This window comes from Salinimicrobium terrae DSM 17865, from assembly GCF_000424665.1.
Taxonomy (GTDB): Bacteria; Bacteroidota; Bacteroidia; order Flavobacteriales; family Flavobacteriaceae; genus Salinimicrobium; species Salinimicrobium terrae.
This window is the reverse complement of record NZ_KE384221.1, coordinates 294,028-305,812: the sequence shown is the minus strand read 5'-3', so window position 1 is coordinate 305,812 and position 11,785 is coordinate 294,028. Positions and strand designations below refer to the sequence as shown.

The 11,785-nt window shown below is 41.6% G+C and carries 13 protein-coding genes; 3 read left to right on the top strand and 10 right to left on the bottom strand.

What is annotated here, in order from left to right:
• Positions 1–325: 325 nt before the first annotated feature.
• From H148_RS0113655 to H148_RS0113630, 5 genes are all read right to left on the bottom strand, one after another.
• Complete coding sequence (locus H148_RS0113655) at positions 326–1,489, bottom strand: sigma-54-dependent transcriptional regulator (protein ID WP_029035300.1); 1,164 nt, start codon at positions 1,487–1,489, stop codon at positions 326–328.
• Positions 1,490–1,630: 141 nt separating this feature from the next.
• Positions 1,631–2,923, bottom strand: coding sequence for an ABC transporter permease (locus H148_RS0113650; protein WP_029035299.1), 1,293 nt, complete (start codon positions 2,921–2,923; stop codon positions 1,631–1,633).
• The gene (locus tag H148_RS0113645; RefSeq protein WP_029035298.1) at positions 2,916–3,845 is read right to left on the bottom strand and encodes an ABC transporter ATP-binding protein; all 930 of its coding nucleotides are present in this window, start codon (positions 3,843–3,845) and stop codon (positions 2,916–2,918) included. Before H148_RS0113645 ends, H148_RS0113650 begins: the two co-directional genes overlap by 8 nt.
• A gap of 220 nt (positions 3,846–4,065) precedes the next feature.
• A complete protein-coding gene (gene dnaJ, locus H148_RS0113635; protein ID WP_029035297.1) occupies positions 4,066–5,190 on the bottom strand; it encodes a molecular chaperone DnaJ in 1,125 nt (374 codons plus the stop codon).
• A 30-nt stretch (positions 5,191–5,220) separates the two neighbouring features.
• Positions 5,221–5,805 carry a nucleotide exchange factor GrpE gene (locus H148_RS0113630; RefSeq protein WP_029035296.1) on the bottom strand — a complete coding sequence of 195 codons (585 nt, stop codon included), beginning with the start codon at positions 5,803–5,805 and terminating at the stop codon, positions 5,221–5,223.
• A 151-nt stretch (positions 5,806–5,956) separates the two neighbouring features.
• Between H148_RS0113630 and H148_RS0113625 the strand changes: the two genes are divergently transcribed.
• Positions 5,957–6,637, top strand: coding sequence for a YceI family protein (locus H148_RS0113625; protein WP_029035295.1), 681 nt, complete (start codon positions 5,957–5,959; stop codon positions 6,635–6,637).
• Positions 6,638–6,673: 36 nt separating this feature from the next.
• Here the strand turns inward: H148_RS0113625 and H148_RS0113620 are convergent, their stop codons facing one another.
• Genes H148_RS0113620 through H148_RS0113610 form a run of 3 tightly spaced genes read right to left on the bottom strand, consistent with a single transcriptional unit; the run spans position 6,674 to position 8,823 of the window.
• On the bottom strand, positions 6,674–7,591 hold the full coding sequence (locus tag H148_RS0113620; RefSeq protein ID WP_029035294.1) for a TIGR01777 family oxidoreductase: 918 nt from the start codon (positions 7,589–7,591) through the stop codon (positions 6,674–6,676).
• A gap of 56 nt (positions 7,592–7,647) precedes the next feature.
• Positions 7,648–8,331 carry a tRNA (5-methylaminomethyl-2-thiouridine)(34)-methyltransferase MnmC2 gene (mnmC2, locus tag H148_RS0113615; protein ID WP_029035293.1) on the bottom strand — a complete coding sequence of 228 codons (684 nt, stop codon included), beginning with the start codon at positions 8,329–8,331 and terminating at the stop codon, positions 7,648–7,650.
• A 3-nt stretch (positions 8,332–8,334) separates the two neighbouring features.
• Positions 8,335–8,823 (bottom strand): DUF4920 domain-containing protein, encoded by a 489-nt coding sequence (locus H148_RS0113610; protein ID WP_029035292.1) that lies wholly within the window; start codon positions 8,821–8,823, stop codon positions 8,335–8,337.
• 106 nt (positions 8,824–8,929) lie between these two features.
• On the opposite strand from H148_RS0113610, the gene H148_RS0113605 reads away from it, so the two are divergent.
• Positions 8,930–10,003 carry a branched-chain amino acid aminotransferase gene (locus H148_RS0113605; protein WP_029035291.1) on the top strand — a complete coding sequence of 358 codons (1,074 nt, stop codon included), beginning with the start codon at positions 8,930–8,932 and terminating at the stop codon, positions 10,001–10,003.
• On the opposite strand, the gene H148_RS0113600 is transcribed toward H148_RS0113605, so the two are convergent.
• Positions 10,000–11,010 carry a Gmad2 immunoglobulin-like domain-containing protein gene (locus tag H148_RS0113600; RefSeq protein ID WP_029035290.1) on the bottom strand — a complete coding sequence of 337 codons (1,011 nt, stop codon included), beginning with the start codon at positions 11,008–11,010 and terminating at the stop codon, positions 10,000–10,002. The genes H148_RS0113605 and H148_RS0113600 overlap by 4 nt on opposite strands.
• A 102-nt stretch (positions 11,011–11,112) precedes the next feature.
• Positions 11,113–11,511, bottom strand: coding sequence for a pyrophosphohydrolase domain-containing protein (locus tag H148_RS0113595; protein ID WP_029035289.1), 399 nt, complete (start codon positions 11,509–11,511; stop codon positions 11,113–11,115).
• Positions 11,512–11,561: 50 nt separating this feature from the next.
• On the opposite strand from H148_RS0113595, the gene H148_RS0113590 reads away from it, so the two are divergent.
• A complete protein-coding gene (locus H148_RS0113590; RefSeq protein ID WP_029035288.1) occupies positions 11,562–11,750 on the top strand; it encodes a hypothetical protein in 189 nt (62 codons plus the stop codon).
• The last annotated feature ends 35 nt before the right edge of the window (positions 11,751–11,785 follow it).

The window sequence follows — 11,785 nt, the reverse complement described above, 5'->3', positions numbered from 1 at the left end:
GAAACTCCAATGATTCAATCTCTCCTTTGGCACGTTTGGCCATCAGTACACCATCTTCTCTAAACGTCAACTGTGAATTTACTCCGTTACGGTTAAAATTTGGCCAAACTAAAAATCTTGTTCTGAGATCTATACGAAGAACTTTGGATCTCCGGTCCTCTGGTAATTAATTAAGTATCTAATTGCATAAGCACTTCGACTATTCCTCCTTACAGTCGGGCTCAGTGTGACAATCGTGAGAAAACTTTTTCCCCTTAAAAAAGGCGGAAATGAGGAGAATTTTCAATTTCGTGCCTCACCAATACTCCTTTCTAAATACTTTATACTATTTACTGGCAAACAATCTCACATCCTCCTCACTTACCTCCTGTCCGCCAAGAATGATGAGTCGTTCCACGACATTTCGCAGTTCCCGGATATTTCCGGTCCAGTTATATTCCTTGAGCAAATTAAGTGCGTCTTCTGTAAAGGTCTTTTTGTTTACACCCTGTTCTTCTGTGATCTTATCAGCAAAGAAGTTTACCAGCAAGGGGATATCTTCCCTACGCTCATTAAGCCCCGGAACTTTAATCAGAATCACCGCTAGCCTGTGATAAAGATCTTCCCGAAAATTATTTTCCTCAATCTCCTTTTTTAGATCTTTATTGGTCGCGGCTATTACGCGTACGTTAACTTTTATATCCTTATCACTTCCTACCCTCGAAATCTTGCTTTCCTGCAGAGCCCGAAGCACTTTTGCCTGGGCAGAAAGACTCATATCCCCAACCTCATCAAGAAAAATAGTACCTCCGTTGGCAGCTTCAAACTTCCCTGCCCGATCCTTGGCAGCCGAAGTAAAAGCTCCTTTTACATGCCCAAAAAGTTCACTCTCAATTAACTCTGAGGGGATGGCGGCACAGTTTACCTCGATCATAGGCCCGGCAGAGCGATCACTCTTTTGGTGAAGCCAGTGCGCCACAAGTTCTTTCCCGCTTCCATTTGGCCCGGTTATCAAAACCCTGGCATCTGTAGGCGCTACTTTTTCGATGATATCCTGGATCTTTGAAATCTCTTCAGATTCCCCTATCATTTCCAGGTTCTTACCGACTTTCTTTTTTAAGCGGGTATTCTCCACTACCAACTCTTTCCTATCGAGTGCATTCCGAACTGTATTGAGAAGCCTGTTTAAATCTGGTGGTTTAGAAATATAATCGAATGCTCCGAGTCTCATCGTGTTAACCGCCGTATCCAGGTCCCCATGGCCGGAGATCATCACCATTGGTATTTCAGGCTTTATCTTTTTAACTGCTTCCAATACTTCCACCCCATCCATCTTTGGCATCTTAATATCGCAGAGAATAAGATCGTATTCCTGGTCTTTTATTTTTTCAATTCCCTCAAGCCCGTCGGCAGCCTCTTCTACCTCGTAGGTAGCATTCTCTTCAGTAAGAATTTTTATAAGCACTCTTCTAATGGCGGCTTCGTCTTCAATTAACAGTATTCTTGGCATTCCTTAATTTTTTAATTTGAACCATGTGTTCTGTTGCACCTTGGACAGTTAGTCACCTGCATTTGGTGTACAGGTAATATAGTAAATGTTTAGAAAGTGTACTTCAGGTGCAGTCTCGCTTTTATTAACCTTTGCAAAAATTTAATATTTCATCCATTTATAAAGATCTTTATAGCCCGGTTTTTTCCCGTACATAAGTATTCCAACCCTGTAAATTTTGGCTGCCAACCATACCACTCCTGCTATAGTAATAAAGAGAATTGCAATGGAAAGAGTCAGTTCCCACCAGGCTACTCCAAAAGGTATTCTCATAAGCATTACTATCGGCGAGGTGAGAGGTACCATGGAAAAAACCGTGGAGACCACCCCGTGCGGATTTTCGATCACTGCAAAGAAACCCACATAAATTCCTAGCATTAACGGTATGATCACAGGAAGCATGAACTGCTGCGTATCGGTCTCGTTATCGACTGCTGCACCAATGGCAGCGTAAATAGCGCTGTAGAGAAAGTACCCCCCTATAAAATAAATTAGAAAACTCACCAGCAATAACAACATAGGCAGTTTTGCTATATCGATCACCAACTGTTGGAGTTCATTGTCCGAGATCTGTTCCATTGCTTGTTGCTGCGGCCCGTGTAACTCGGCCATACTCATGCCGGAAATCACAGTAACTACTGTAAGCATAACCCCTCCAAGGATCACCCAGATGATAAATTGTGTGATTCCGGCAAGGGAAGTTCCCAGGATCTTTCCAAGCATCAGGTGAATTGGTTTTACAGAAGAAATAATGATCTCAATAATGCGATTAGTCTTTTCTTCTATCACGCTACGCATCACCATATTTCCGTAGATAATAATGAACATCATCAAAAGATAGCCGGCTGCACCACCAAAGAACATTTTGACATAAGTTGACATTTTTGAGGTCTTTTCTCCGGAAAAATTCTGAATACCTATCTCCACTTTGGCCCTGGACGCTGCGATTAGATCAACATCTATCCCGCGGGTTATTAACTGGCGGTTCGTAAGTTTATCACTAATGGTCTTTTCCATTTGGGTTAGAAACCCAAAAGTTGGCGCCTCTTTGGCAAAGAATTCAATTTCGGGTAAAGTATTTTCCTGCAACTGCGGAATGTGCAACAGCCCATAATATTCCTTTTCCCTCACAATGGTCTTGGCTGCTTCAAGATCAATTTTAGAAAGATCGATGAACTGAACATCTTCAGAATCATTGAAATCCTCTACAAACATCCCGCTCTCATCATTAATCCCCACAATCCGCCGCTCTTCAGAATTAAGGTTTACCAGGTAAGCGATTAAGACGATCATTCCGACAAAGATGAGAGGACTCAAAAAGGTCATTACGATGAAGGCTTTGTTTTTCACCCTTGCCAGGTATTCCCTCTTGATTATCAGCTTCAGGTTACGCATTGGTGGTGACGGTTTTAATGAAAATGTCATTTACTGAAGGAATCACTTCCACAAAATGATTCACTTCTGCCCGGGAGGTGAGGAAAATAAGTAGATCATTGGGAGAGGAATTTTCTCCTACTTGTATTTGCAGTTTAAGATCATCATTGATACTCTTAAAATCGGTATCGGAAATATGAAATTTCTCCTCCAGTTCCTTTCGGAGTGCATCAGAGTCTCCGGACATTAAACCTACCTCAAATGTATTTGATTTGTAGCGGCGTTTAATTTCATTTACTTCTCCGTCGAGCAATTTATTTCCCCGATGGATCAGGGCCATATAATCGCACATCTCTTCTACACTTTCCATTCGATGCGTAGAGAATAAAATAGTAGCCCCTTCGCGACGGAGTTGCAGGATCTCATCTTTAATTAAATTAGCATTGACAGGATCGAACCCACTAAAGGGTTCGTCAAAGATCAGCAATTTTGGCCGGTGCAAAACAGTCACTACAAATTGTACTTTTTGCGCCATACCTTTTGATAACTCCTGTATCTTTTTGTCCCACCAGTCCTGTATCTGCAGCCTGTCAAACCAGTACTTAAGCCTTTCTCTGGCTTCGGCTTTTGATAAACCTTTCAACTGGGCAAGATACAAAGCCTGCTCCCCAACTTTCATGGATTTATAAAGACCTCGTTCTTCGGGCAAATAACCAATATGCTGTATATCATCTGGCCGCAAAGCATGGCCATCCAGCAGCATTCTTCCCTTATCGGGCAGCGTAATTTGATTAATGATCCTGATAAAGGTAGTTTTCCCGGCGCCATTAGGACCCAAAAGCCCAAAAATACTACCTCTGGGAATCTCAAGGGAAACGTCGTTAAGTGCAGTAAAATTTCCGAATTGCTTGGAGACATTCTCGGCTACCAAAAGGTGATCCATAAATGTGATTTGTGTAAAGATATAATTTTGGCAAAGGCTACATGAGCATTGGGAAGAATTTAAGAATTCCGGTAGCTGCCAAAAGTGTTATTCCTTTAAATGCAAAACCCACCCTTAATTGCTTAAGGATGGGAAAAAAATTGCTATGAAAAAGAAAAATTTACCACTAACCTGAATTAGTGATATTCAAATATATGTAAAAATTTTTAACAAATAAAAATTATGTAAACATATCTTTAACTTTTTCAAAAAATGATTTATCAGTTTTCTCCGGCTTTGGCTGGAAATGCTCATCGTTAGCCATACGTTCGAAGAAATCACGTTGTTCTCTATTGAGAGTCTTAGGAGTCCACACATTTACATGCACCAAAAGATCTCCCTTCCCGTAGCCGTTAATGTTAGGAATCCCTTTGCCGCGCAATCTCAAAATTTTTCCGGACTGTACTCCTTCATCTATTTTGATCCGCACCTTACCAGATACCGTATCGATCTCTCTGGAAGTTCCAAGTACAGCTTCAGACAGACTTATATACAGGTCGTAATGAAGATTATCACCTTCCCGCTGTAAAACAGGATGTTCTTTTTCTTCTATGGCAACCAGCAAATCTCCCGGCACACCATTGCCCGGGGCCTCGTTTCCTTTTCCGGAAACTTTAAGCTGCATTCCTTCCACTACCCCCGCAGGAATTTTGATTGAAACTGTTTCTTCGTTTACGACCAGTCCCTGTGCATCAGCATCGGCAGGACGCTCGTCTATCATTTGTCCGCTACCGCCACAAGTGGTACATGGAGTAGCAGTTTGCATACGTCCTAAAATAGTATTCGTTACTCTGGTTACCTGCCCTGTTCCATTACAGGTTGAACAGGTTTTATAAGTCGTTCCCTGAGCCTGAACTTTGCGTTTAACTTTTATCTTTTTCTCGACTCCATTGGCGATCTCCTCCAGGGTAAGAGCTACCCTGATTCGCAGGTTACTACCTTTCACCCTGCGCTGGCCACCTCCAAAACCGCCGCCAAAGCCCGAAAACCCTCCGCCGCCGCCAAAGGCACCGCCAAAAATATCTCCAAACTGGCTAAAGATATCATCCATATTCATTCCGCCACCGCCGCCAAAGCCGCCATTCTCGAAAGCCTGGTGACCAAAACGATCATATCTCGCCCGCTTATCTTCATTACTAAGAACTTCATAAGCCTCGGCAGCTTTTTTGAACATCTCCTCTGCCTTTGCGTCTCCCGGATTTTTATCGGGGTGAAATTCTATAGCCTTCTTGCGGTACGCCTTTTTTACCTCGGCGGTAGTTGCATTCTTGCTTATTCCTAATATTTCGTAATAGTCCTGTTTCATGATATCTTTAAAGTTCTCAAAAATTAAAAGTTACTTGCCGGTTACCACCTTTGGATAACGAATGATGCGGTCACCAAGCTTGTAACCTTTCTCCACTACGTCAACAACCTTGCCTTTTAATTTATCTTTTGGTGCGGGAATTTGGGTAATTGCTTCATGGATTTCGGCATCAAAAGTATCTCCCTCTTTTACCTCCATTTTTTCCAATCCTTTGGAACGCAAGGTTTCCTTGAATTTATTACTAATAAGTTCGACGCCTTTCAACAATTCCTTGTCCCCGGCTTTGCGTATTTCATTCAGGGCCCGGTCAAAATCGTCAAGTACCGGCAACATAGACACAATGACGTCCTGGCTGGCAGTTTTAAACATTTCTATGCGCTCCTTACTGGTACGACGCTTGTAATTTTCGAATTCGGCAAAAAGTCGAAGAAATTTGTCTTTCTCCTTCTCCAGATCGGCTTTAAGTTGCTCTTTTTCTGAAGCTTCCCCTTCCCGGGAAGAACCGTTGTCTTTACTTTCGGCTTCCTCTATTGCTTCATCAAGTATTTCCTCTACCTGATCTTTTATACTTTCCTCTTCTGATATATTCTCCTGGTTACGTTCTTTTTCACTCATTGGATACAAATTTTATTCTGTGAGAGAGTTGGCAAAATTACTGCCAAGAAAGCTGAAATGCCAAAATGTCACAGGAAACTTTTAGTATTCTTTTAGGAAAAAGCTTTTGTTAAAATTCTAATTTTGCTTCTTTAAATTAATTAACAGAAATATGAAAAAAAGAGTATTCAACTTCGTGTTGGTTGCAGGTATTGCCCTTGGAAGTGTTGCCTGTAAGAATGATAAAGAGAACAAAGTTGAACCCGGAGAAGCAGAGAAAGCTGCTGTTGCCGGGGAGGAGGCAATGACCTATGAAATTGACACAACCCAATCCACTATTGAATGGAGAGGCACCAAGCCAACAGGGGAACACAAGGGTTATATCAACATCCAGGACGGCACTTTAATGGCTACGAGTGAAAACATCACCAGCGGCCGTGTAGTAATAGATATGAATTCCATAGTTGTTACAGATGAAGGTATGGATGAAGAAGACAAAAGAAGCCTGGAAAATCATCTGAAAGGAACTGTCGAAGGAAAGGAAACTGACTTCTTTAATGTGGAAGAATACCCGACTGCTACTTTTGAGATCACCGGGGTGACCGAAGAGAACGGACAGAAAATGTTACAGGGAAATCTTACTCTTAAAGAAGAGACTAAGAATATCCAGTTTCCTATTGATTCAAACCTCGATGGAGAAACTATTACCCTTGAAAGCGAAACTTTTACTATTGACAGAACAGACTGGGGAGTGAATTATGGTTCAAAATCTGTATTTGACAACCTTGGGGATAATTTCATCAGTGATGAAATGGAGCTAACAATTAATGTTACCGCCCGAAGAACGGAGTAGAAAAACTTCTCGAAAATGATAAAAGACCGGCTAATTTTAGCCGGTCTTTTTATTTAACAGATCCTGAATTGCAGGTCTGAGATTTACAAAATTAAACTCAAATCCTTCCTCCTGAATTTTCCCGCTGCTCACTAGCTGACTGCCTAAAACGACACTCGACATCTCCCCCATGGCTGCCTTCAATGCTAATCCCGGAACTTTTGGAAGCCAGAGTTTTTTATGAAGGGCATGAGCCACTTCTTTTGTTAGTTCCTCATTGGTTGCAGGATTTGGTGCCACTCCATTATATACACCTGCAAGTCCATTTGAAATAATGTAAAGGAACATGCGGGCGAGATCATGTATGTGAATCCAGGACTGCCACTGCTTTCCGGAACCAAGAGGTGAACCCAGATTAAACTTCACCGGCTTCATGATCTGAGGCAATGCACCACCATCAGCCGATAGTACTATACCAATCCTTACCTTGGCCACCCGCAGGTCCAGATCATTAAATTCATCAGCGGCAGCTTCCCATTTTTCGCTCACCTCTCCTAAAAAATTGTCGGCTACGGCTGTATGATTCTCCTCATACATCTTGGTTCTGGAACTAGGATAGATCCCTATAGCACTGGCTGAAACCAGTTGTCCTACCTCATGAGAATTTTGCTTTAGAGTTTTATGCAGAAGATTTAAAGAATCGAGCCGGCTGTTAAGGATCTTTTTTTTGTTGGAGGTGGTCCAGGGTTGAAAAACACTGGCTCCTGCAAGATTAATAATAGCCCCAACTCCTTCCAGACATTTAGTATCGATCTTTCCGGACGAAGGATCCCAGTAAAACCCGCGGTAAGTTTCGCCTTTTTCAATCTTACCCTTACTAGTTGTAAGAAAATTCACATTTATACCTTGTTCATGGCACAAACGGGTAATTTCAGAACCTACCAGACCGGTAGCTCCGGTTATGAGAATTCGCATTTTTTATTTTGAATTTACAGGATTTGTATCGGAATAACAGACAGTTTATTAAAGGTTTAACAGCGTTCAATCTTTGTCGCCCGCAGCATTTCCCGCTTCCCGGGCGGCCCCTGTAGGCGTTCTACAGCAAAGCCGACAGCCTGCATCGCCCGCCTCACATCACCCTTTGCCGAGTAGGTCACCAGTACACCATTTTCCTTTAAAGCCCTGTACATATTCCTAAAAACCTCTTCGCTCCATAAATCAGGTTGTACCCGGGGACCAAAGGCATCAAAGTATATGAGATCGAATTCTTCATTTGCTGAAATCTCACTAAAAAATTTTTTCTCTTTCTTAAGGCTGAAAAATGGTGAAATTTCACTCCTTTTCTCCCATCCTGTCTCATGTAGCTCTTGAAATATTTCTGAAGCACTTTGTTCTGCAACAGCTTCAGCATAATCCAGAGCCGCCAGTTCTTCCGCAGAAACAGGATAAGCTTCCACCCCTGTATAATCCACTTTGACCCTGGTGTTTTCAGCTTCAAAAAATGTAAGAAGAGCGTTCAATCCCGTTCCAAATCCTATTTCCAGTATTGAAATACTCTCAGGACTATGCCTGGTAAGATGATGCTTGTAACCGGTTTGGATAAAAACATGCAATGCCTCCTGCATTGCGCCGTGTTTCGAATGATAATGCTCATTCCAATCGGGCAGAAAAATAGTAGCAGAACCGTCTCCGGTTTTAATAATCTCTCGCTTCAAAACTTATTTTTTGATCTTCACCCCATCAGCCAGGAAAGATAAAGTTACGGCGGGAGTGTTAATGGCTTTAACCTCTTCGACAGTTTTTCCTGCATCTTCGGCATAATGCTGCCGGTCTTCAACAGACATTTCGGTCACATAGGCTTTACCCTCCATGATAACTTCCCGGTTTTCAATGTCTTTAGGCACAAAAAAGGCATAATCTTTAAACTTCACCATCACCTCCCTGCCATCTTCCAAAGCCACATTCATCCAGCATCCTTTTTTCTTGCAAACAGAAGCTACATCTGCTTTAAAGGTGACATTTAAAGTGTCGCCAGGCTTAAGCGTTTCATAACGTTCCTGCATATTGTAAGCCGAAAGAATATTAGAAGTTTCAACTTCCTCTCCAACAGAAATATATACGTCTTTATCAACCAGATTTTCCTGAGAAAAAACCGAAAAACTTATCATTACAGAAGATATCAGCAGTAAAAGCCTAATATTTTTCATTATGTTCCTGTTAAAGGTTTAGAAATATCAAATTAAGATAAAATTAGTTAAATGACACCTTTAACACGTGTATTTATTTCGGTAAATTTGCAGCAAATAAACAACCATGAAAAATGTACCACTCGCAATCGATGTAGTTGAAGCTAAATCTTCAAGGATCGATTCGGTTGATTTTGATAACCTGGTTTTCGGAAATGTATTCGCAGATCATATGATGGAATGCGATTATGTAGATGGCCAATGGAAAAATCCGGTTATAAAACCGTATGGCCCCATTCAGCTAGATCCTTCAGCCAAAGTATTTCATTACGGCCAGGCCATCTTTGAAGGCATGAAAGCGTTTAAGGACGACAATGACAAGGTGTGGCTTTTCCGGCCTATGGCGAACATCGATCGCTTTAATGTGTCATCAAAAAGACTTGCAATACCCGAGTTTCCCGAAGATTTATTTTTGGAAGGACTGGAAACTCTTTTGAACCTGGACCGGGATTGGGTGAAAAAAGGCTTTGGAAATTCGCTTTACATTCGACCATTCGTAATCGCTACAGAAAAAGGAGTTTCGGCTTCGCCTTCAAAAACATATAAATTTATGATCATCTGTTCTCCCGCCAAAGCTTATTACAGCGGTGAGGTACGGGTTTTCTTTGCAGATAAATTCAGCCGTGCTGCCGATGGTGGCGTGGGATATGCAAAAGCAGCCGGTAACTACGGTGCCCAGTTCTATCCTACCAACCTTGCAAAGGAAGAAGGCTTTCAGCAAATTGTTTGGACCGATGCTAATTCCCATGAATATCTGGAAGAAGCAGGAACCATGAATATTTTTTTCAGGGTTGGAGATAAACTGATCACAGCCCCAACCAGCGACCGTATTCTTGACGGGGTAACCCGCAAAAGTGTACTTACTCTTGCCGAAGAAAATGGTATTAAAGCTGAAGTAAGACGAATAAAAGTTTCAGAAATAGTAGAAGCTGCCGAAAAAGGCGAATTAAAAGAAATCTTTGGATCGGGTACTGCTGCAACTATTAATCCTGTGAGAGGATTTGGAAACAAAGGCAAAAAATACGAACTGCCACAGCTCGAAGATTCATATGCTTCATTTTTCAAGAACAAATTAATGGAGATACAATACAACAAAGCCGAAGATAAATTTGGCTGGAGATATCTTGTTAAAAAGAACTAATTGAATTCCACCGGAACCCGAAGCATCCTGTCATGCTCCGGTTTTCCTGAAGCATTAGCGCGGCTAACGATCAAATAGCCGCGCTTTTCATTTGTTTTAAATTCCAGTCTACCCGCAAAAGGCACCCAATTTTCGGTCATCCATTCCCCTTGTGCTTCGACATAACTTTCTGCAAGCTCTTTTCCGCTTTCACTAATTAACTTTATGGGCGCAGTAGCCTCAAAGAACCAGTATCCTTTCGCTTCCCCCTTAATTTCAAGAGGAGAACTTACGGTGGCATTTTCCTGCGGCTTTTCAACTTTTATAAGATCTCCGATTTCTTCCCGCTCCCGATTAGGATCTGTAAAATATAAGCTCTCTAAAATGGCATTCAGGGCCTTCTTTTTTTCTTCGGAAACTTCTCCGTAGAACTTCATAGCATCACCTCCCAAAGGATTACACTGCTCCATTGCAATTTTTTCGCCCGTATTACTACTGAAACACTCAGCCCTAAAATTATTTACCTGGTAAAAAACATAGATCCCTCCATACTCATTCCACCCCGGCGGCGGAGTGTGAAATCTTAGACTTATCCCCCACGGCTCTCCATTCTCCATCAAATAGACATATGAATCCCGGCGATTTACATTAAAAGATAAAGGTAAGTTTCCATCCCAATCCAAAAGAGATTTTCGTGGCCCTCCCGGCCCGTCAACACCGTAACCTTCCGGTAAAACGGCGATATAAGCCATGGAGGCATCATTGTGAATACCAAATGGAGGCTCCTTTTCTATACTGCTATCGTAGAAATTGACTATTGGAGCCTTACCCGGCAACTCTCCTTCAAAAACTTCAAAACTCTCAGGAATTTCTGCTGAAAAACGCCATTTTTCACTGGTAAATTCTTCTGTATTTTCAGAAGTTTCCGGCTGGGAGATTGAAGGTTCTTCCTGTTGCTCTGTTCCTTCGCCGGAATTCCGGCAGGATAACACTACAAGTCCTATAAGAATAAATATAATTGCTCTCATTCTTACAAGGTAAGAAAAAACAGAAACTAGAAAATGGCGTGAGGACCAAATTCACAGTACGAAATATTAGCATTTATTGGTCGCCGTTTAGTGGAAAATTTTTTATTCCTGGGTTTTTGAACTTAAGATTTTCTGGAGATTAGGACGGGAGTAGGCTGGTCCTTTAAGCACTTTTCCGTCCTCGCGATAAACAGGCTTACCTTCTTCTCCAAGTTTGCTCATATTACTACGCTGTATCTCGTCAAATACATCCATAATTTTATGCTGCATTCCATGTTCTATTATGGTGCCGCATAAGATGTACAACATATCCCCCAAGGCATCGGCAACTTCAATTAAGTCAGCGCTTTCTGCGGCCATGAGATACTCTTCATTTTCTTCTTTCATCAGCTCATAACGCAAGTGTATTTTTTCACGTGAAAGGGAGGTTGTTGGTTGCTCCTGAACTCCCAGACCAAACGCTTCGTGAAACTCCTGTACTGCGGCTAAGGTTTTTTTCATTCTAATACTTTAAATTCGCATAAAATTATAAAAAATTAAAGCCCATGGAAATGTTTAGCACAGGACAAATAATTTTTGGGATATTATTCTTTGTGGCTTTTGTCATTGTGATCATCTTCAGTTATCGCAAGGATGTCAAACTTCACCGCAAATACTACAAAGGCACACTTTACATACTGCTAGGATTCATTGCTTTTATCCTGCTGCTTTTCGTTCTGAAGACTTATTTAAAAGGCTAAATATTCAGCATAAAAAAACCGTCCTTCTTTGCAGA